Genomic DNA, 18408 nt, shown 5'->3' on the forward strand with positions numbered 1-18408 from the left:
ACCCCCTGATCGCCCATCTGCCCGACGAGGCCGCTGCCCGCCACGAGGGCATTTTCGATGAGACCGCGGCGGCGCTGGCAAAGGCCTTTTGGCCGGGACCGCTGACACTGGTGGTGCCGGCCGCGCCCGGCGGATCGGTCTGCGATCTCGCCCGCGCCGGCCTGCCGAGCGTGGCCTTGCGGGTGCCGGGCCATGCGCTGGCGCGAGAGATCCTGGCCCGCGTCGGCCGGCCGATCGCGGCGCCGTCGGCCAATCGCTCCGGCCGGGTCAGCCCGACCTCGGTCGCGCATGTGCTGGCCGATCTCGACGGGCGTATCGCGGCGGTGCTCGACGGTGGCACTTGCTCTGTCGGTATCGAATCGACGGTGGTGGCCTGCCTCGGTGGCCCGCCGCGCCTGCTCCGGCCGGGTGGGATCACCCGCGCCGAACTGCGGCGGGTTCTCGGTATCGATCCGGCGGTGGGCTCAGGCGACGACAGCCGCCCGATCGGTCCGGGCCTGCTCGCGTCGCATTACGCGCCGCGGGCCGCCGTCCGCCTCGACGTCGAGCGGATTGCGCCCGGCGAGGCCGTTCTGCTGTTCGGGTCGTTCCGGCCGGCCGGACTCGACGAGGCCGGCGTCGTCGAAACCCTGAGCGAGCGCGGCGATGCGACCGAGGCGGCCTCCCGCCTGTTCGAAGCACTGCGCCGACTCGACGCGTCCGGCGCCGGCACGATCGCCGTCGTCGCGATCCCGGCGGACGGGCTCGGCGAGGCGATCAACGACCGCCTGAACCGGGCCGCCGCGCCCCGCTGAACTTTTTCCAACTTTCTTCGGAACCGAGTGTCGGTAAGGCCGTTGTCCAATCACGAAGGCCAGTTCAGCCCCCAATGGCCTTTTTCCTTCCCAGGCTCGCAGCAATGCGAGCCTTTTTTCTTGTCCGAAGCGATTTCAAGCGAAGTGTTTGCGGTTCGCGTGAAGAACTCGCGTTACGACAAGGGTTTAACATAAGCCGCGATCGGCAGGATCGCGGCTTATGTCTAGCTACGCTACGAGCTTCGCGGCGATGCTGGCGACATGCTTGCCCTGGAAGCGGGCGCCGTCGAGTTCGGCCGGGCTCGGCTGGCGGCTTCCGTCGCCGTCCGCGATCGTCGTGGCGCCATAGGGCGAGCCGCCCTTCACCGCGTCGACGCCCATCTGACCCTGGAAGGCGTAGGGCAGGCCGACGATGATCATGCCGTGGTGGAGCAGGACGGTGTGAAAGCTCGTCAGCGTCGTCTCCTGGCCGCCATGCTGCGAGGCCGTGGAGGTGAAGGCTGACCCGACCTTGCCGACGAGAGCGCCCTTGGCCCACAGCCCGCCGGTCTGGTCGATGAAGTTCTTCATCTGGGCGGCCATGTTGCCGTAGCGGGTCGGCGTGCCGAAGATGATCGCGTCGTAATCGGCGAGTTCGTCCGGCTGCGCGATCTGAGCAGGCTGGTCGCGCTTGTAGTGGAACTGCTCGGCGACGGCGTCGGGCACCAGTTCGGGCACGCGTTTGACCGTGACCTCGGCACCGGCCTCGCGGGCACCTTCGGCGGCGGCGTTCGCCAGCTGCTCCACGTGGCCCCAGGACGAATAATAGAGCACCAGCACCTTCGCCATCGCGCGATCTCCTGTCGTGTTTCGAACCGACTCGAGCGCCCGCGATGTGCGGTGCGCCTCCAGTGCCGGACACATCGGCCTTCGCGGCGATTGCGAAAATGCCCTGATCTGCAAGAACGTCTTTGCATGGATGCAAATCAAGTAGTGCTGCTCGCCGCATGACCCTCGCCTGGGACGACTTTCGGCTCGTCAAAGCCATCGCCGACCGCGGCGGCCTGACCCATGCCGCATCGCATCTCGGCATCAACCACTCGACGGCCTTTCGCCGGCTGTCCGGCATCGAGACATCGCTCGACGCGCGCCTGTTCGAGCGCTCGCGCTCCGGCTACGTGCCGACCCCGGCCGGCCTCGCCATGGTCGAGGCGGCCGGTCGGATGGAGACGGATGTCGCGCGCTTCGGCCGGGAAGTCCTGGGCCGGACGCTGACGCCGTCGGGCGAACTCCGCATCACCGCGCCGGTCGGCTTCGTGACCGATCTGCTGATGCCGCTCCTCGCACGGTTTCGGGACTCCTACCCGGACGTCCAGCTCGACGTCGTCATGTCCGAGGAGCCGCTCAACCTGTCGCAACGGGATGCCGACGTGGCGATACGGGCGAGCAACAACCCGCCGGCCAATCTCTTTGGCCGACGCCTGTCGGGTATCGCCTGGGCGATCTACGGGCGGCACGACCGCCTCGATGACGAATCGTACGCGAGGCGTTGGGTGACGCCCGGACCGCACGTCGCGGATGGGCGGTTCGCGCGTTTCCTGCGGATGCGCGCCGGCTCCAACAGGATCGCGTTGCAGGTGAACGCTGTGACCGGCCTTCGAGAGGCGATTCAGGCCGGAATCGGGATCGGACTGCTTCCCTGCTACATCGGCGATGCCGCCCCGGATCTCCGGCGACTCGGCGAACTCGAGCCCGATATCGCCTCGGACCTGTGGCTCCTGACCCATCCGGACCTGCGCCACGCCGTCCGTGTCCGCGCCTTCATGGACTTCATGGCCGACGCGATTGCGCCGCTGCGTCCCGCTTTCGAGGGACGCGCGGCGCATCAGAAAACGTGATCGATTCCAAAGTTGAGAGCAGGCTTCGCGCGAAAAACCGTTGCCACTTTTTCGCAGCCTGCTCTACGCCGAGACCTTGGTGATCTCGACTTCCTGCCCGTTCACCTCGACGGTATCGCCGACATTCTTGCCGGTGATCGCTCGGGCGAGCGGGGCGACGTAGGAGATCGAGCCCTTGGCCGGATCGGCCTCGTCCTCGCCGACGATGTGGAAGGTCTGCGTCTCGTCGTCTTCGCGCACCACCGTCACGGTCGAGCCGAAATGCACGGTGTCGCCCTCGACCCGCTCGATGACCTGCGCCGAGTTCTTACGCGACGACCAGTAGCGCAGGTCGCGCGAGACGCGGGCCGTCTCGGCCTTGTCGTTGTGGTCGAGGCCGGCGTTCTCCGCCTCCAGCCGTGCGACTTCGGCCTCGATCAGGGCGAGGCCTTCCTTGGTGACGAAGTTGGTGTGCGGGGAGATCGGGCGATCGGGAAGATCCTCGAACGCTTCGCCACCTTCTTTTTCGCGAACGAATGCTATGCTCATGCGACGTGCAATGCGCGGACAGGCTGTGCAGTTCCGCTTGGCCGAGCGATGCTCAGCCGATCTCCACCACGGTGCGCCCGCGCGTCTGCCCGGCGAGGATGGTTTCGGCGAGGCCGCCGACGTCCTTCAGGCCGACCGTCGTGGTCATCGACGACAAGGCTTCGAGGTCGAGTTCCTTCGCGAGCCGCGCCCAGGCCTCCCTGCGGGGACCTTGCGGCGTGGTCACGCTGTTGATGCCGAGAAGCGACACGCCGCGCAGGATGAACGGCGCGACCGACGACGGCAGGTCCATGCCGCCGGCATTGCCGCAGGCCGCAATGGCGCCGCCGCCCTTGGTCATCGCGAGCAGGTTGGCGAGCGTCTTCGAGCCGACGGCGTCGATGCCTGCCGCCCAACGTTCCTTGGCGAGGGGCTTCGGATCGCCGGCGAGGTCCGCGCGGTCGACGATCTCCGTGGCGCCGAGCGCCTTCAGGTACTCCGCCTCGCCGTCACGCCCGGTCGAGGCGATGACGTGCCAGCCCCCGCGCTTCAACAGCGAGACGGCGATCGAGCCGACCCCGCCCGAAGCGCCGGTGACGACGGCCGGGCCGGATTCCGGCGTCAGCCCGTGCTTCTCCAGCGCGATCACCGACAGCATGGCGGTATAGCCGGCGGTGCCGATCGCCATGGCCTGGGCCGGCGACAGCCCGTCGGGCAGCGGAACCAGCCAGTCGCCCTTCACGCGCGCGCGCTCGGCAAAGCCGCCGAGATGCGTCTCGCCGACACCCCAGCCGGTGAGTACCACGGTGTCGCCGGCCTTGTAGGCGGCGTTGTCCGAAGTCTCGACGACGCCGCAGAAATCGATGCCGGGGATCATCGGGAAGCGGCGGACCACCGGCATCCGGCCGGTCATGGCGAGCCCGTCCTTGTAGTTCAGGCCCGAATGGGTGACCCGCACGGTGACGTCGCCGTCCATCAGGCCGGACTCGTCGAAATCCTCGAGAGCGAGGCTTTGGCCGCCCTCGCCCTTCTCGACCACCCAGGCCTTGAACGTCGCCATGCCGGTCTCCTCCATCTTCGACGCGATGGGAGGTACGGCGCGCCGGGCCTGAATCAAGTCGGCCCCGGAGGCGCGAGACCTCCGAGGCCGACTTCAGATCATCGTCAAAAGCTCAGTAGCCGTCGTAGACGCTGCCCGAGGAGAAGCCGAGGCCGACGCCGACATCCGCCGAGGACGCGCCGGTGATGCCGACGGCATCCGGGATCGAGCCGATGCCGAAACCGGCCTGCCGGTAACCGCCGCCATAACCGCCGCCGGTCGGCACCCACTGGGAACTCGCCGGCTGCACCAGGACGCGGCGCGAATAGCTCGCATAGACCGGCGGCAGCGTCTCCGGGATCACCTCGGCCGGACGCACCAGGACGCGGCGGCTGCTCACGGCGTAGCGCGGCGGCGTGGTGATCCAGCAGCCGACGAGTTGGCCGTAGGCGTCGTAGCTCGTCTGCCAGTGGCGGCCGCCCGGCGAGACCAGCACGCGCTCCGACACCGTGTCGTAGACCGGCGGCGTGGTGCGGTAGACGGTGCGCGGGGCACGCACGAGGCGCTGCTCGGAGACGGTGTCGAAGATCGGCGGGGTGACGACCCGGCGGTAGCATTCGGCGCCGTAGCAGCCGCCGGCTGCGGCCGGTGTTGCCAGGAGGGTGGCGCCGACGAGAGCACCGGCGAGAGTCGTGACAAGTGTGGCTGTGTGGGTGACCGGCGCGGTCATGACGGCATCCTCGATCTGATACGCTACGCGATACGGGCGCGGCTGGCGTTCAGCGCGCGTTCTCCGACGCGCAGGAAGCGGTCAAGTTGCAGTCACGGCAAGGTCTATCGCCGAAGACGGTAAAATTAACCTATGCACAGGACTACGCAGGTGCCGAGCTGTTGCGTATTCCTTACTGGGTCTTTTGCAATTTTACGGTCGTGGCATCGTTAAGTACCGATCAGTGAGCCATCGGCGGCCCTCGGCCTCAGGTCTGCCCGCGCTTGAGCTGATAAAAAATGTGACGGCCGATGACGTCCATCTTCTTGAGCCGGCGCGACCAGCCCGGCCGGACGTAGTTGGCGTGGTAGTGCGTCGCGCCGCCGACCTCGCTGAGATAGGTCCGGCCCGCGATGACCGCGCTGGCGATGCGGGTGGCGGATTCCCAGGAGCCGGCATCGGTGATGCGCAGGGACTTGCCCTCGCAGGCGAAGGAGAACTGGCAGCCCATGTAGCGGTGCCGGTTCTGGTAGACGACGCCGCAGACGTTGGCCGGGTAGAGGCCGCTCTTCACCCGGTTGAGGATGACCTGCGCCACGGCGGCCTGCCCGTCCTCCGGTTCGCTGCGGGCCTCGAAATACACGGCTTCGGCGAGGCAGCGCTGCTCGCGATCCATGGCGTCCGGCTGGATCAGGTCGGCATAGCGGTGGTCGGCGCCCTCGACCGGAGCCTGCGCGTCCGGTGCGGGCGCGATGTCGCGGTCGAGACGCGGCGAGAAGCCCGGCAGCGCGAGGCTGGCGGCGGCGACCTCGATCGGCACCGCGTCGGCCGGGGCCGGCGTCACCGACGACAGGGCCACCGCTTTCGGCACGGCGGGTGTGGCGCCGTCGGAATTCTCCAGCGCAGAGGCCTCGGCGTCGCGGCTGCCGGGGGTGTCGCCCTCGGCTGCGATGCCGAGCCCGAGATCGGGGACGGGTACGAAGCCGTCCGGCTCCTGGTCCGGGGTCCAGGTCGTGGCGCCGGGGCTGAGCACGCCCGTGACGGAATCTCCGGCATGGGCGAGGAGGCTGGCAGCACCGCGGGGCAGGCGCGCCATGCGTTCGATGAGTTGGCTCTGCCGGACACCGAAACTGTGGTCGGTGCCGGCCGTCGCGGTGAAGGAGATCAGGAGGCCGACGCCCGCAGCCCAGGGGACCACGGCCGTGCCGAGCCAGCCCAGTCCCGATTGGCGTCTACGCCCGCCTCGAACCCGCCTCGTCGCCACGCAACTCTACCCGCGTCAGGATCCAGAGCCCGAGCGCAGGGTCTCAGCAGACCGGGCGATCATTTGGGCCGTGACCCAGATATCGCCGGTTATGGTTGAGGTGAGGTTAAGGCCGAAGGCTGGCCGTCAGAAGCTGCCCGGCCGACCGTGCAGCGTCGCGTATTGCGAGGCCACCACCGGCAGGTAGCCCGTGGTCTTCTGCGCCCCGACGATCATGCGGCCGGCCTCGCGCTCGTTCTGAGCCCAGACCAGCAGGGTGATCACGAAGATCGCAACGGCCGTGACGAGGCTCGCGAGCACCCAGAGAAAGGCGCTCTGCATGGCCCTCCCGATGTCGGGAACGCGCGTATCGATGAGGACGGTGTTGGACGTCGGATCAGACATGGCCAGAGATCCCGCGAGTCCTAGCCGAACCACCGGCAAGCGTGCACGCGTACGGAGGTCCGATAGCAGTTAACGTGCCTGCCAGACAGGGGTTCAACGGCCCCGCACAAAATTTATTGCAACGCTTCCACGGCGGGAATCGTGCCGTCGCCAGCGCGGGCATAACAGCCTCGGAGCGTTGCACAATTCCACGCCGTGCACTGCCTGATGGTCAAGCTTCCTGCGTCCGAAATCGGCAGACGTCAGTCCTGTCGGCCGCCGTCTCCGAGCGCCGCCTGAGCCGCGGCGAGACGGGCGATCGGAACCCGGAACGGCGAGCACGACACGTAGTCGAGGCCGACCTCCTGGCAGAAGGCGATCGAGGCCGGGTCGCCGCCATGTTCGCCGCAGATCCCGAGCTTGATGCCCTTGCGCGTCGCGCGCCCGCGCTCCGCCGAGATCCGCACCAGTTCGCCGACGCCCTCCCGGTCGATCGTCACGAACGGGTCGGCCGGGATGATGCCGGCCTTGGTGTAGGCGCCGAGGAAGGTGCCGGCATCGTCGCGGGAGATGCCGAGCGCCGTCTGGGTCAGGTCGTTGGTGCCGTAGGAGAAGAACTCCGCCGATTCCGCGATCTCGCCGGAGCGGAGGGCGGCGCGCGGCAGCTCGATCATGGTGCCGACCTGATATTCCACGGTCTCGCCGAGCTTCTTCGCTTCGCGGTCGATGGCGGCCTTCACGATGTCGAACTCGGCTTTCGTGAAGACCAGCGGCACCATGATCTCCGGCGTCACCGGCTTGCCGGTGTCCTTGGCCGCCCGCGCCGCAGCGGTCAGGATGGCGCGGGCCTGCATCTCGGCGATCTCGGGGTAGGCGATGGCGAGCCGGCAGCCGCGGAACCCGAGCATCGGGTTCGACTCCTTCAGCTCCTTCAACCGGGCGCGGATCTTCTCCTCCGGCACACCGACCGTCTCGGCGAATTCCTTCACGTCCTCGTCGCCGTGCGGCAGGAACTCGTGCAGCGGCGGGTCGAGCAGGCGGATCGTGACGGGCAGTCCCGACATGATCGTGAACAGCTCGACGAAGTCGTCGGTCTGGTAGGGCTCGATCTTGGCGAGCGCGGCCTTCCGACCCTCGGCGTCATCCGCCAGGATCATCTCGCGCACGGCGACGATGCGGTCGCCCTCGAAGAACATGTGCTCGGTCCGGCACAGGCCGATGCCCTCGGCGCCGAAGTTGCGCGCGGTGCGGGCGTCGGTGGGCGTGTCGGCGTTGGTGCGCACCTTCATGGTGCGGTGCGTGTCGGCCCATTCCATCAGCGCAGCGAATTCGCCCGAGAGTTCGGGCTCCATCATCCGGACCTCGCCCTCGATCACCTGGCCGGTGGAGCCGTCGATGGTCAGCATGTCGCCGGCCTTCAGCGTCTTGCCGCCCACCGTCAGCGTGCCGGCCTTGTAGTCGATGCGGATCGAGCCGACGCCGGAGACGCAGGGCTTGCCCATGCCCCGCGCCACCACCGCAGCATGGCTCGTCATGCCGCCGCGCGTGGTTAGGATGCCCTCGGCCGCGTGCATGCCGTGGATGTCTTCGGGCGACGTCTCGATGCGCACCAGGATGCACTTGCGCTCGGCCTTGCGGGCGGCCTCGGCATCCTCGGAGTTGAACACGATCGCGCCGACCGCCGCGCCGGGCGAGGCCGGCAGGCCGGTGGCGATGACGGTGCGTTCGGCCTCCGGGTCGATCATCGGGTGCAGGAGCTGGTCGAGGCTGCTCGGCTCGATGCGCCGGATCGCCTCCTCCTTGGAGATCAGGCCCTCGCCCGCGAGCTCGACGGCGATGCGCAGGGCCGCCTTGGCCGTGCGCTTGCCGTTGCGGGTCTGCAGCATCCAGAGTTTCCCATTCTCGATGGTGAACTCCATGTCCTGCATGTCGCGGTAGTGCTTCTCGAGGATGCCGTAGATCCGGGTCAGCTCCGCGAAGCTGTCGGGCATCGCCTTCTCCATCGAAGGCTTTTCGGACTTGGCCTCGATCCGGGCCTTCTCGGTGATGTCCTGCGGGGTGCGGATGCCGGCGACGACGTCCTCGCCCTGGGCGTTGATCAGGAACTCGCCGTAGAGCGCGCTCTCGCCGGTGGACGGGTTGCGGGTGAAGGCGACGCCGGTGGCGGACGTATCGCCCATGTTGCCGAACACCATGGCCTGGACATTGACCGCCGTGCCCCAGCTCTCGGGGATGGCGTTCAGCTCGCGGTACTTCTTGGCTCGCGGGATCATCCAGGAATCGAACACGGCGCCGATCGCGCCCCAGAGCTGGTCCTCCGCCCCCTGCGGAAAGTCCGACCCATGCTCCTCGCGCACGATTTTCTTGTAGGTTTGGATCAGGGTCTTCCAGTCTTCGGCACCGAGTTCGGTGTCGAGCGAAAACCCCTTCCCGTCCTTGTAGCGGTCCAGCGCCTCCTCGAAGGCATGGTGCTCCACGCCGAGCACGACGTTCGAGTACATCGTGATGAAGCGGCGGTAGGAATCGTAAGCGAACCGCTCGTCGTCGGCATCGCGCGCCAGGGCATCGACCGTCTCGTCGTTGAGGCCGAGATTGAGCACGGTGTCCATCATGCCGGGCATCGAGGCCCGCGCGCCGGAGCGGACCGAGACCAGCAGGGGTTTTTGGGAGTCGCCGAAGCCGCGGCCGGTGATCTGCCCGACCTGCTCCAGGGCGGCCTTCACGGCGTCCTTCAGGTCCGCGGGGTAGGTCTGGTCGTTCTCGTAATAGGCGGTGCAGACCTCGGTGGTGATGGTGAAGCCGGGGGGCACCGGCAGGCCGAGATTCGACATCTCCGCGAGGTTCGCGCCCTTGCCGCCGAGCAGGTTGCGCATCGCCGACTCGCCCTCGGCCTTGCCGTCACCGAAGGAATAGACCCATTTCGTCATCTGTCTCGTCCATCAGATCGTGACGCCGGCCGGCGAATGGCTCGGCCTGCGTACCGCCTCGGGAGGCAGACTTGGCCGTTGCGGGGGTTGGACCACCTCATGATGCAACGCAAGATGAACGCCGTTGCTCCGCTCGGACCGGCGGTTACGAATTCGCCCGAGTGTCAGTACTCACGACAAGTGCTTGAACAGGCCGAGCCCGATCACGCCGGCGGCGATCAGGTAGACCGCGACGATGTAGTTCAGGAGCCGCGGCACCACCAGGATCAGGATGCCGGCCAGGATCGCGATGATTGGTTGGAGATGGGCGACGGTGATGGTCATCGTGGGCTCCGTAAGGCCAAGCTCGGGACTCTCGTGAAAGACGCGCCGGGCCGGTTTCCGGTTCCCGGGCGAGGCAAGGGGGCCGGACAAGGGGGCCGGACAAGGGGCGCAATCAGCCGTCCGTATCCCCGCGAGCGTTACGCTCCGGCGGCATGGCCCAAACTGTCGTGAGGGTGGACGCGGGACGCCGCGGAACCACTCTGTGTTGTGTAGAACTCGGTCCCACGGCGTCCCGCGGCCCGTGGGTGCGGGCCGGCGACGTCACGGTGTCTTCTCACAGGCCCATGACTCGACGCGAGGACGCTCTTGTCATCCTCACGGATCGGCATTTCAGCCTCACCGTGCGGCCTCTCGGCCGGCGGGGCGTCCCGCACCCGCCTCGTAGTGGGCGGGTGGATCGAAGGCTCTCGGTGTGCCGTGAGGGTCCCGGGTCCGGCGATCAGAGTCGCGTACCCGTCCCACAGCACCTTGCGTCACAGGCTCTGCCCGAGGCGGTGGGGCATCCGGACCACCGACGCAGGCACCGTCTCGCATCCCCGCAGCGCTTCGACCCGGTCCGCCGAAGCGCCTCCCTTCGTGGGGGCGAGCCAGGGGAAAGAACCATAGAATAGGAATTTTGTCAAGAACAAAAAGTGATCGAGTGCCGCTCCCGATCACCGCGAGAGGGGGCTATCGGTCCTTTCGGTCGTCACCGCGATTGAAACGCGATCCTGCTCGTTCGACAGTTGTCGATCCGGCTCGAGCCGTAGCGGGTTGGTCATGCCGAAGGGCGAACCGCAGGCCGCGCACCCTTGCGGCGAAGGGCTGCCACTTCGGCGGAGCGCGTTCTAAAACATCCCGTTCGGATTGGCCGAGGTTTCCGGCAAGCGTTGCAGCACGTCCCAGTGCTCGACGATCTTGCCGTCGGGATCGAGCCGGAAGATGTCGATGCCCGCATAGTCGTGGTCGCCCGGCCAATGCTGGAGGCAGTGCAGCACGACCAGATCGTTCTCGGCCACCGCCCGCTTCACCTCGACCCGCTTGCCCGGCCACTCGCGCGCCATGCGCTCGAAGTAGGCGATGAAGCCGTCCTTGCCGGTCGCCACATGCGGGTTGTGCTGGATGTACGTGTCGCCGGCATAGCGCTCGATCGCCTCGCGCGGCCGGCATCCGTTGAACATCAACGCGTAGAAGGCGATTACATTCGCCTTGTTCCGGGCGGGGTCGGTCATGCTGTTCCCCCGAAGGCTCGGGCCGGGTTTCGGTACGGCCATTCCCGGAACGATCGCGCCTCCCGCGGAGCCATCGCGACGACACGGGCGCGGTCCCCTGTGCCTCCGCTATACGCGCGATGCGGGGTGCGAGCGAGAAACCCGGCCTCAGACCCGCGCCTTGCCGCTGCGCTTGATCAAGACCTGCGTCCCCACCGGCACGCGCTCGAACAGGTCGACGATGTCCTCGTTCAGCATGCGTACGCAGCCGGACGACATCTGCTCGCCGATGCTCCAGGGCTCGTTGGTCCCGTGGATGCGGAACAGGATGTCGCGGTTGCCCTGGTAGAGGTAGAGCGCGCGGGCGCCGAGCGGGTTGTCGAGGCCGCCCTTGCGGGTGCGCGGCAGGTCGGGGTTGAGCGAGACCATGGTCGTGGTCGGGCTCCAGTCGGGCCAGACGCCCTTGCGGCCGACGCGGGCCTCGCCCTTCCAGGAGAAGCCGGCCTTGCCCACGCCGATGCCGTATTGGCGGGCCGAGCCGTCCTCCTCCACGAGCTGGAGGTGGCGCTGGTCGATGTCGACGACGATGGTGCCGGGCTTTTCCGCGCCGGTGTAGCGCACGGTCTGGCGGCGGAACTTCGGATCGAGCCGCGACGTATCCACCAGCGGCACGTCGAAGGGCTTGTCCGGCATCGTGCCGGTGTACCAGGCGGATTCGTCGTCGAGCGCCGCCGTCTGCATGCGCGACTGGCAGGCGGCCAGGGGCGCGACGGCGACGAGGGCGAGCAGGATCCGGCTGACGCGCATCGATCGTTCCGTGCCTTGTGCGGTGGCGTTCTTGTGAGCCATCGATACCCGGCATCGCCGCCGGAGGTTGTGTCTTTGGCGTCTCACGGTGCGCGGAAGCGGCCCGGCAAATGCGGCGCGCCCTGCCCTATTTGACCGTCGACCCAGGATGCGAGCCAGGATGCGAGCCACGACGCAGGGAAGGACGACGACAGGCATGGCCGACACACAGACGCTGACCGACGAGGCCGGAGCCGACCTCTCGAAAGACCTCAGCCCGGCGATCCATCTCGATCATTGCGTGATCCACGTCTCGGATTGGGAGCGCGCGACCGCCTTCTACCGCGACGTGCTCGGCGCCGAGGTGGTGCCGTTCCAAAAGGGCGTGGTGTTCCGCTTCGGCGGCATCCAGCTCAACGTGCACGGCCCCGGGCAGATCGGCAGCCCACTGGCCGACAAGCCGGTGCAGCCCGGCGGCAGCGATCTCTGCTTCCGCTGGTCGGGCACGATCGCGGAGGCGATGGCGCATCTCGCCAACCACGGCGTGCCGGTCGAACTCGGGCCGGTGGAGCGCAACGGCGCGGCGGGTGCCGGCACCAGCGTCTACTTCCGCGATCCCGACGGCTCGCTGATGGAGTTCATCACCTACGCGACGACCTGATACCAACGGGCGTTGACTTCGGCTCTTCCGCACTCGGCCGTTGGCAAGCGCGAACGCGCGCCGCTGCCTGTGCGGTAATATCTCGGTGCTGCAACCGAGAGGCCCGTTGCACGGTTGTTCCCGCGATCGAACCCTTGGAGAACGGCCATGGCGCGGATGACGATGGCGGCGGCGGGAGCGGCCCTGGTTCTGATGGCCGGCACGGGCGCCGCGCTGGCCTTCGGTGGTGGCGGAGGCTCGTCGGGCGAGGGCGACGGGCATCTGCGGCAGGAGATGCAGAACCCGGGCTATGTCGAGCCGAGCCGGTATGCCTATCGCGACGGCTACCGCCGCAAAGATCCGGGCGCCGAATACGAGGCCTATCGCCGGGGCTATCCGATCTTCGGCCCCTGGGGCTCGAAATACCGCTATTGAGCATTCGTGCTGCGGGCGAGCTGCTGGTTGGTCTGTTCGAGGCGCAGCGCCAACTCGCGCATGACGGCGATGCCGATTTGCGGAAATTGCGCCAGCAGCTCCAGAAAGACGCCGCGATCGATGCGCAGGACCGTTGCCGCGGTCTCCGCGGTCACGGTGGCCGAGCGCGGCTGGTCGGCCAGGATGCCCATCTCGCCGACGAGGGCGTCGGCGCCGAGCAGCGCGAGGCGGACCGGACCCTGCGGCCCTTCCAGAGAGACGGCGGCCTCACCTTCGAGGATCAGATAGGCCGCGTCGGCCTCGTCGCCCTGCGCGAAGAATGTCTGTCCGGCCTCGAAATGCACGCGCTCGCTGGTGAAGGCGAGGAGCTTGAGCCGCGAGGGCTCGACCTCGCGGAACAGCGGCACCTGCTTGAGGGACGAGACCTCGGTGTCGAGCGTCATGGCCTGCCTCGAAGGTCCCCTGCCGACCGCAGCGCGCGGTGACGATGCCGGAGGCGCGGCGCGTAGCCGCTACCGGAGGGACTGTCAAAGCGCCGACGATCGCGAGGGCGCGCCGGGACATCGGGCCTCGCCCGATCGCGATTGACGAAGTCTCCCTATTTCCGCCCACGCTCGCGGCCCTATTTCGCAAGCTTGGCGACGCGCCAACCGTATGGGCGGTACTGAGTTTCCGCCCCCGGATCCCGATACGGCCAAGGAACCATCGAATTGGCTGCCGGTTGTCCGGTTGTGAAAACTAGGCCGAGGAGGCGCTGATGGCATCCGGTAATTCGACCTCGAAGCGAGGCTTCGCGTCCATGAATCTCGAGCGGCAGCGCGAGATCGCCAGCAAGGGCGGTCGTTCGGTGCCTGCCGAGAAGCGCTCCTTCTCGCAGGATCGCGAACTGGCCTCGACGGCCGGTCGCAAGGGCGGTCAGTCGACCGGCCGCGCCGGCGAGTGATGGCGCTCCGATCCGTGGTTCCGGAGGCAGGATGACGCCTGCCGGCCTCCGGTTCGCGGAACGGAAACGCAGCGCGTAAGCGGCTCGATCAGTCGTGAGCGAGGATTTACGCTTGCGATGCGTCGGCGCGCGCATGTTCGCGCCACAGCAGCACCAGCTGTTCGAGTTCGGCGATCGCGCCGGGGTCGAGGCGGCCGAGCGTCCGGCCGACATAGGCCGTCTGCACCTTGAGGCCCTGTTGGGCCAGGTCCGAGCCTGCTGCCGTGAGATGGAGCGCATGCGAGCGCCTGTCCCCCGGGATGGCGCGCCGCTCCACGAGCCCGGCCTCGACGAGCCTGTCGATGAGCCCGGACACGTTCCCTTTCGTCACGTAGAGCCGGCCAGCCAGCTCCTGCTGAGTCAGGCCTTCGCGCTCGGTCAGGGTCGAGAGCACGTCGAATTGCGGGATCGACAGCCCGAGTGTGCGCAGTTCGGATCCGACGGCCGCCGTCACGCGGCGGTTGAGGCGGATGAAGCGGAACCACAGCCGCATCGGGTCTGCGTCCGCGGCAATGTCGGCCGAAAGGTCCGTGTGGGAAGGCGCGCTCGGCATGATGCCCGGCTATAGCAGAGGCGTGAGGACCGTGGCAGCGTCGCTCCGGTCTCTGGCGTGCCCGTGCACCGGCCTGTAGGCTGGCGGCCGCCGAACCCGGTCCCGGATCCCGAGCTTCACCGCCCATCCATGCGCCGTCTGCCCATCCAGGATCCCGTCACCCATGCCGGCGGCTACGCCAGGACGGTGGCCTTTCTCTCCGTCGTCGTGACCGCCATCGCCGTCGTGATGGTGCGCGGCCAGCGTGCCGAGCCCGGCCCCGCCCTCGCCGTTCTCGGCAGCGGCATCCTGCTCGCCGCGCTCGCCGTCGCGTTTGCCGGCTTCGCCTTCCTGCGCGGCTGGCGCGAGGGGGCGAGGGGAATCGGTGCCGCGATCTTCGGCGTGTTCGTCGCGACTCTGGTGCTGGCCTATCCCGCCTATGCCGCGCTGAAGGGGCTGCGCCTCCCGGCGATCACCGACGTCAGCACCGACCTCGACCAGCCCCCGGCCTTCTCGCGATCGCGCGCCGCCTTCGCCGCCCGCGACGGCCGCTATCCGCCCGATCCCGGTGCCGGGGCCCGCGAGGCGCAGCGCGCCGCCTATTCGCAGATCGCGCCGCTGACCCTCGACGTCGATCCCGACGAGGCCTTCGAGCTGGCGCGCAAGGCGGCGGTCAACCGCAAATGGCAGATCGTCGAAGCGGTCCGGCCGGGCGGCCGCATCGGCAACGGCCGCATCGAGGCCGTGGCGCGCAGCCGCGTCCTGAACCTGCCGGCCGACATCACCGTCCGGGTCAGGCCGCGGGCGGACGGCGCCCGCATCGACGTGCGTTCGGCCACCCGCCTCGGCGCACGCGATCTCGGCGATAACGCCGACCGCATCCGCGCCTATCTCGACGAGGTCGCCAACCTCGCCATCGCTCTGAAGTAGGGTCTTCATACCAACGGGCGTTGACTTCGACTCGTCCGCACTTGGCCGTTGGCAAACATGAACGCGCGCCGCCACTCGTGTGGCGGACGCCTTCGACCGGTCACGATCAAAGGCCGCTAGATGACGCTGCGTTTTGATAGGATCGATCAAAACGCAGAAAACGTGATCGATTCAAAAGTTGAGAGCAGGCTTCGATCGAAAAACCGTTGCCACTTTTTCGCAGCCTGTTCTGGTATCAGACCGGCTCGAAAACCCCGTCGAGCCGGGCCGGGCCGTCGCTGCGCACGAGCCCGCGTTCGACTATGTCCTCCAGATGCGCGAAGACCGAGAGCGCCGCCGCACCGCGGAGCGCCGGGTCGAGGCCCTGATAGACCGCCATGACGATCGCCCGGATGTCGCGGTCGCCAGCCGCGATGCGCGCGCGGATGGCCGCCTCGCGCTGGCGGCGGTGGCCGGCGAGGCCGCGCACGAAGCGGCGCGGATCGCGCACCGGGCCGCCATGGCCCGGCCAGTAGATCGCCTCGGGCCGTTCGCGCAGCCGGTCGAGGGAGGCCATGTAGGCCCGCATCGATCCGTCCGGCGGCGCGACCACGGTGGTCGACCACGCCATGACGTGGTCGCCCGAGAACAGCGCGTTCTCCTCGGGGAAAGCGAAGGCGAGGTGGTTCATGGTGTGGCCGGGCGTGGCCAGCGCCGTGAGCGTCCAGCCCTCGCCCGAGACCGTCTCGCCGTCGGCGAGTTCCCGGTCCGGCCGATGCTCGCGGTCGGCGCTGGCGTCGAGATGCGGAAATTCGCCCTCCGCGAGTTCTCGCGCGGCCTTGTGCGGGCCGCAGCCGAGGATCGGCGCGCCGGTGAGAGCCTGGAGCAGGCGCGCGCCCGGCGAGTGATCGCGATGGGTATGGGTGACCACGATGGCCGTCACCGTCTCGCCGGCCGTCGCTGCCGCGAGCGCGGCGACATGGCCGGCATCCTCCGGACCGGGATCGATGATCGCGACGCGGCCGTGCCCGACGATGTAGCTGCAGGTGCCGCTCGCCGTGAACGGGCCGCCATTGGGGCAGATGCGGCGGCGCACCAGCGGCGTCAGCCGGCGGACCTCGCCGCTCGCCGGCAGTGCCGGGTCGAAAGGCGGCGCGGGCGCGTCGCCGCCGGGTGCGTCAGTCGTCGCCATGGAAGCCGTGGATGTTGGGGTCGATCCGCCGGCCGCCTACGACAGGTCGGGGCGAACCACAAATCCGCCGCCGCCGCCGATCACCGCCGGACAACCCTCCGCTGGCGATCAGTACACGAAGGGCGAGCGGGCCACGACCCGGACGGGCGCGAAGCCCGGCGTCGTCAGGGCCGGTTCGCCCTCCGCCGCCGATCCGTGCCCGGCAGGAGCCGGGTTCGCCTCGGCGAGCCGGATCCGGTCGCTCCCGGCGGCGACCGTACGCATCGTTCGCCGGAAGGCGCGCTCGGCGGCGTCCCGCTCCAGCGCCCCGACACGCAGGTCGACGGAGCGCCGCGCACGGCGGCTCAGGCTCCGGGTGCTGCGGTAATCCTCGAGTTCGACGCTGCCCTGGGCGAGGCGCGTGACCACGGATGCGCTCGTCTTCGTCGCGACGACATCCCCGACCCGCAGCGTCGGATCGTGGTCGATCGCGAGCGGGGCCGCCACGCTTCCGGGTGTCCGGCAATGGCAGTTCTCGACCCGCTTCTGGCGGTAGACGTTCGCCCAGGCTGCGGCGAGATAGGGCTGGCCCTTCAAGCTGACGACCTGATCGAGTTCGGTCTTGCCCCAGGGCATGGTGTAGAGCGCCGTCGGCGCGTCCGGGCAGGCTGCCGCACAGGCGGCCTGATGCAGCGGAACGTCCTTCTCCGAATGCCGGGCGCCGAGGGGGAAGACGTAGCCGTCGCAGGTCCGCACGCACACGCTCTGCGGTCCCGTCGCCGGTTGCAGCGCCAGCACCGGGCTTTTGCGGCGCCCGTGCCGCGAGCGCCGGTCCATATCGACCAGAGGTACAGGCCTCGGGGTGAAGTGCCGCTGGCGTGGCGCGCCGACGTGGCGCGCATCCGGCAACGAGGAATAGCGCCGGGGAGGCCTGCGATCCGCGCGCGGCGGTGCGTATTCGACCTGGCGCGGTGCGCCGAAGATCTGGCCGAAGAAGTCGAACAACCCGCCCCGCTCGGAAGCGTGGACCAGGCCGGTCCCCGCCGCGACGCTGCCGAAGCCGAGGATCAGGCCGGCCAGCGCCATCCGCACGATGCGCCGGCGCGGAGACGCCGGCCGATCGGGCCGGATCGCCGCCAGAAAGCCCGCCTGCGTGCGCCTTCCGAATTCCATCTGGATGAACACTCCCACCCGCCTGCCGGATCGTCGCGGACGACCGTGGGTCGGTCCTGCGGCCTGAATCGCATGTCTTCCCACGGCGGAAAACAGTGTTCGGCGATGGCTTACGTCAGGTTGTCTCGAAACGGCAATTGCGGCTGAAAGCTGAGGTGGTGGAGAAATCCGGCGGCTCGGCGCCACCATCTCCGTACCGTCTCACGGTCACGATGTCGCAGCGGCCCCGGTCACACACGAAAAAGCGCTGCCGGATCCCGACAGCGCTCGATCAGATCATCACCACGAAACGAGGGTGGCGTCCCGCTGGATCCTGTGCCTCAACGGCGGCCCGGAACACGGCCCGATCGGACCCGCACGGGAATGGGCTGAAGCTGCTGCTGCGGCCCGAGCGCGTCGAGCACGCGGCTCAGCCCCTCGACGATCGCATCGGCCAGCTTGCCGGCGGCGGATTTCGCAGAAGCTGTCCTGGTCTGATGCATCACGGCTCTCACTGCAGATCTCTCCCGAGATGGTGACGAACCCGGCGCCGCGCCAGTCGGTTCCGGCTGCGACCGTGTTTCACAAGGCAGGCACAGTAGAGCGGCTGGTGGCGGCGAGATCAAGACGGTTCTGTCGGATCACCGTCCGGCGGCCGAACCCGACACCCAATGAGCGCCGGAATCACACGCGAGCGAGGCGGGATCGGGAAAAACAATCTCTCCGCCGAGCGCGCGCGAGAGGAACCAGACCTGAAACCTTGACGTTATTTCCTTCGAAAGGTCGCGGCCTGTGCCGCACCAAATG

21 protein-coding genes are annotated in these 18408 nt (G+C 68.4%); 6 read left to right on the forward strand and 15 right to left on the reverse strand.

What is annotated here, in order from left to right; genetic code table 11:
• Nucleotides 1-794 (forward strand): L-threonylcarbamoyladenylate synthase (locus FV217_RS13485; RefSeq protein ID WP_147817696.1); only part of this gene is annotated, 794 nt, incomplete at its 5' end.
• A 228-nt stretch (nucleotides 795-1022) separates the two neighbouring features.
• Here the strand turns inward: FV217_RS13485 and wrbA are convergent.
• Nucleotides 1023-1622 carry an NAD(P)H:quinone oxidoreductase gene (gene wrbA / locus FV217_RS13490; protein WP_147817697.1) on the reverse strand — a complete coding sequence of 200 codons (600 nt, stop codon included), beginning with the start codon at nucleotides 1620-1622 and terminating at the stop codon, nucleotides 1023-1025.
• Between the two features lie 158 nt (nucleotides 1623-1780).
• Between wrbA and FV217_RS13495 the strand changes: the two genes are divergently transcribed.
• On the forward strand, nucleotides 1781-2671 hold the full coding sequence (locus FV217_RS13495) for a LysR family transcriptional regulator (protein WP_147817698.1): 891 nt from the start codon (nucleotides 1781-1783) through the stop codon (nucleotides 2669-2671).
• Nucleotides 2672-2734: 63 nt separating this feature from the next.
• Here FV217_RS13495 and greA read toward each other — a convergent pair whose 3' ends face one another.
• From greA to FV217_RS13540, 9 genes are all read right to left on the reverse strand, one after another.
• Nucleotides 2735-3199, reverse strand: a complete 465-nt coding sequence (greA, locus tag FV217_RS13500; RefSeq protein ID WP_147817699.1) for a transcription elongation factor GreA — start codon at nucleotides 3197-3199, stop codon at nucleotides 2735-2737.
• A 52-nt stretch (nucleotides 3200-3251) separates the two neighbouring features.
• On the reverse strand, nucleotides 3252-4238 hold the full coding sequence (locus tag FV217_RS13505) for an MDR family oxidoreductase (protein WP_147817700.1): 987 nt from the start codon (nucleotides 4236-4238) through the stop codon (nucleotides 3252-3254).
• Between the two features lie 112 nt (nucleotides 4239-4350).
• The gene (locus tag FV217_RS13510) at nucleotides 4351-4947 is read right to left on the reverse strand and encodes a hypothetical protein (RefSeq protein WP_147817701.1); all 597 of its coding nucleotides are present in this window, start codon (nucleotides 4945-4947) and stop codon (nucleotides 4351-4353) included.
• Between the two features lie 247 nt (nucleotides 4948-5194).
• Complete coding sequence (locus FV217_RS13515) at nucleotides 5195-6190, reverse strand: cell wall hydrolase (RefSeq protein WP_147817702.1); 996 nt, start codon at nucleotides 6188-6190, stop codon at nucleotides 5195-5197.
• A 126-nt stretch (nucleotides 6191-6316) separates the two neighbouring features.
• Entirely contained in the window at nucleotides 6317-6574 is a 258-nt protein-coding gene (locus FV217_RS13520) for a hypothetical protein (protein ID WP_147817703.1), read from the reverse strand.
• Nucleotides 6575-6816: 242 nt separating this feature from the next.
• Nucleotides 6817-9480 carry a pyruvate, phosphate dikinase gene (gene ppdK / locus FV217_RS13525; protein ID WP_147817704.1) on the reverse strand — a complete coding sequence of 888 codons (2664 nt, stop codon included), beginning with the start codon at nucleotides 9478-9480 and terminating at the stop codon, nucleotides 6817-6819.
• A gap of 171 nt (nucleotides 9481-9651) precedes the next feature.
• Nucleotides 9652-9804 carry a DUF3096 domain-containing protein gene (locus FV217_RS13530; RefSeq protein ID WP_147817705.1) on the reverse strand — a complete coding sequence of 51 codons (153 nt, stop codon included), beginning with the start codon at nucleotides 9802-9804 and terminating at the stop codon, nucleotides 9652-9654.
• 827 nt (nucleotides 9805-10631) lie between these two features.
• Nucleotides 10632-11015 (reverse strand): nuclear transport factor 2 family protein, encoded by a 384-nt coding sequence (locus FV217_RS13535; RefSeq protein ID WP_147817706.1) that lies wholly within the window; start codon nucleotides 11013-11015, stop codon nucleotides 10632-10634.
• Nucleotides 11016-11162: 147 nt separating this feature from the next.
• Nucleotides 11163-11843 carry a L,D-transpeptidase gene (locus FV217_RS13540; protein WP_147817707.1) on the reverse strand — a complete coding sequence of 227 codons (681 nt, stop codon included), beginning with the start codon at nucleotides 11841-11843 and terminating at the stop codon, nucleotides 11163-11165.
• A gap of 154 nt (nucleotides 11844-11997) precedes the next feature.
• Here FV217_RS13540 and FV217_RS13545 point away from each other — a divergent pair, with 154 nt between their 5' ends.
• Nucleotides 11998-12441: a VOC family protein gene (locus FV217_RS13545; RefSeq protein WP_147817708.1), complete on the forward strand. Its 444-nt coding sequence runs from the start codon at nucleotides 11998-12000 to the stop codon at nucleotides 12439-12441.
• Nucleotides 12442-12588: 147 nt separating this feature from the next.
• Nucleotides 12589-12855 carry a hypothetical protein gene (locus tag FV217_RS13550; protein ID WP_147817709.1) on the forward strand — a complete coding sequence of 89 codons (267 nt, stop codon included), beginning with the start codon at nucleotides 12589-12591 and terminating at the stop codon, nucleotides 12853-12855.
• Here FV217_RS13550 and FV217_RS13555 read toward each other — a convergent pair.
• Entirely contained in the window at nucleotides 12849-13298 is a 450-nt protein-coding gene (locus FV217_RS13555) for a Crp/Fnr family transcriptional regulator (RefSeq protein ID WP_147817710.1), read from the reverse strand. The genes FV217_RS13550 and FV217_RS13555 overlap by 7 nt on opposite strands.
• A 314-nt stretch (nucleotides 13299-13612) precedes the next feature.
• Between FV217_RS13555 and FV217_RS13560 the strand changes: the two genes are divergently transcribed.
• Nucleotides 13613-13798 carry a KGG domain-containing protein gene (locus FV217_RS13560; protein ID WP_147078329.1) on the forward strand — a complete coding sequence of 62 codons (186 nt, stop codon included), beginning with the start codon at nucleotides 13613-13615 and terminating at the stop codon, nucleotides 13796-13798.
• A 106-nt stretch (nucleotides 13799-13904) separates the two neighbouring features.
• Here FV217_RS13560 and FV217_RS13565 read toward each other — a convergent pair whose 3' ends face one another.
• Nucleotides 13905-14330 carry a MarR family transcriptional regulator gene (locus tag FV217_RS13565; RefSeq protein ID WP_147817711.1) on the reverse strand — a complete coding sequence of 142 codons (426 nt, stop codon included), beginning with the start codon at nucleotides 14328-14330 and terminating at the stop codon, nucleotides 13905-13907.
• A 189-nt stretch (nucleotides 14331-14519) separates the two neighbouring features.
• Here FV217_RS13565 and FV217_RS13570 point away from each other — a divergent pair, with 189 nt between their 5' ends.
• Nucleotides 14520-15299 carry a DUF1499 domain-containing protein gene (locus FV217_RS13570; RefSeq protein ID WP_147817712.1) on the forward strand — a complete coding sequence of 260 codons (780 nt, stop codon included), beginning with the start codon at nucleotides 14520-14522 and terminating at the stop codon, nucleotides 15297-15299.
• Between the two features lie 235 nt (nucleotides 15300-15534).
• Here the strand turns inward: FV217_RS13570 and FV217_RS13575 are convergent, their stop codons facing one another.
• The 3 genes from FV217_RS13575 to FV217_RS22900 form a co-directional block, all read right to left on the reverse strand.
• Nucleotides 15535-16470, reverse strand: coding sequence for an MBL fold metallo-hydrolase (locus FV217_RS13575; protein ID WP_147817713.1), 936 nt, complete (start codon nucleotides 16468-16470; stop codon nucleotides 15535-15537).
• A 108-nt stretch (nucleotides 16471-16578) separates the two neighbouring features.
• Nucleotides 16579-17622, reverse strand: coding sequence for a DUF2865 domain-containing protein (locus FV217_RS13580; protein WP_187272550.1), 1044 nt, complete (start codon nucleotides 17620-17622; stop codon nucleotides 16579-16581).
• 320 nt (nucleotides 17623-17942) lie between these two features.
• Nucleotides 17943-18104: a hypothetical protein gene (locus FV217_RS22900; RefSeq protein ID WP_187272551.1), complete on the reverse strand. Its 162-nt coding sequence runs from the start codon at nucleotides 18102-18104 to the stop codon at nucleotides 17943-17945.
• Nucleotides 18105-18408 lie beyond the last annotated feature (304 nt).

The sequence above is a fragment of the Methylobacterium sp. WL9 genome, assembly GCF_008040035.1.
GTDB classification, from domain to species: domain Bacteria; phylum Pseudomonadota; class Alphaproteobacteria; order Rhizobiales; family Beijerinckiaceae; genus Methylobacterium; species Methylobacterium thuringiense.

What these genes read in the sequence shown, in the direction of transcription:
- wrbA (WP_147817697.1), bottom strand. Translation starts at nt 1,622, where the DNA reads ATGGCGAAGGTGCTGGTGCTCTATTATTCGTCCTGGGGCCACGTGGAG.
- FV217_RS13495 (WP_147817698.1), top strand. Translation starts at nt 1,781, where the DNA reads ATGACCCTCGCCTGGGACGACTTTCGGCTCGTCAAAGCCATCGCCGAC.
- greA (WP_147817699.1), bottom strand. Translation starts at nt 3,199, where the DNA reads ATGAGCATAGCATTCGTTCGCGAAAAAGAAGGTGGCGAAGCGTTCGAG.
- FV217_RS13505 (WP_147817700.1), bottom strand. Translation starts at nt 4,238, where the DNA reads ATGGCGACGTTCAAGGCCTGGGTGGTCGAGAAGGGCGAGGGCGGCCAA.
- FV217_RS13510 (WP_147817701.1), bottom strand. Translation starts at nt 4,947, where the DNA reads ATGACCGCGCCGGTCACCCACACAGCCACACTTGTCACGACTCTCGCC.
- FV217_RS13520 (WP_147817703.1), bottom strand. Translation starts at nt 6,574, where the DNA reads ATGTCTGATCCGACGTCCAACACCGTCCTCATCGATACGCGCGTTCCC.
- ppdK (WP_147817704.1), bottom strand. Translation starts at nt 9,480, where the DNA reads ATGACGAAATGGGTCTATTCCTTCGGTGACGGCAAGGCCGAGGGCGAG.
- FV217_RS13530 (WP_147817705.1), bottom strand. Translation starts at nt 9,804, where the DNA reads ATGACCATCACCGTCGCCCATCTCCAACCAATCATCGCGATCCTGGCC.
- FV217_RS13535 (WP_147817706.1), bottom strand. Translation starts at nt 11,015, where the DNA reads ATGACCGACCCCGCCCGGAACAAGGCGAATGTAATCGCCTTCTACGCG.
- FV217_RS13540 (WP_147817707.1), bottom strand. Translation starts at nt 11,843, where the DNA reads ATGGCTCACAAGAACGCCACCGCACAAGGCACGGAACGATCGATGCGC.
- FV217_RS13545 (WP_147817708.1), top strand. Translation starts at nt 11,998, where the DNA reads ATGGCCGACACACAGACGCTGACCGACGAGGCCGGAGCCGACCTCTCG.
- FV217_RS13550 (WP_147817709.1), top strand. Translation starts at nt 12,589, where the DNA reads ATGGCGCGGATGACGATGGCGGCGGCGGGAGCGGCCCTGGTTCTGATG.
- FV217_RS13555 (WP_147817710.1), bottom strand. Translation starts at nt 13,298, where the DNA reads ATGACGCTCGACACCGAGGTCTCGTCCCTCAAGCAGGTGCCGCTGTTC.
- FV217_RS13560 (WP_147078329.1), top strand. Translation starts at nt 13,613, where the DNA reads ATGGCATCCGGTAATTCGACCTCGAAGCGAGGCTTCGCGTCCATGAAT.
- FV217_RS13565 (WP_147817711.1), bottom strand. Translation starts at nt 14,330, where the DNA reads ATGCGGCTGTGGTTCCGCTTCATCCGCCTCAACCGCCGCGTGACGGCG.
- FV217_RS13570 (WP_147817712.1), top strand. Translation starts at nt 14,520, where the DNA reads ATGCGCCGTCTGCCCATCCAGGATCCCGTCACCCATGCCGGCGGCTAC.
- FV217_RS13575 (WP_147817713.1), bottom strand. Translation starts at nt 16,470, where the DNA reads ATGGCGACGACTGACGCACCCGGCGGCGACGCGCCCGCGCCGCCTTTC.
- FV217_RS13580 (WP_187272550.1), bottom strand. Translation starts at nt 17,622, where the DNA reads ATGGAATTCGGAAGGCGCACGCAGGCGGGCTTTCTGGCGGCGATCCGG.
- FV217_RS22900 (WP_187272551.1), bottom strand. Translation starts at nt 18,104, where the DNA reads ATGCATCAGACCAGGACAGCTTCTGCGAAATCCGCCGCCGGCAAGCTG.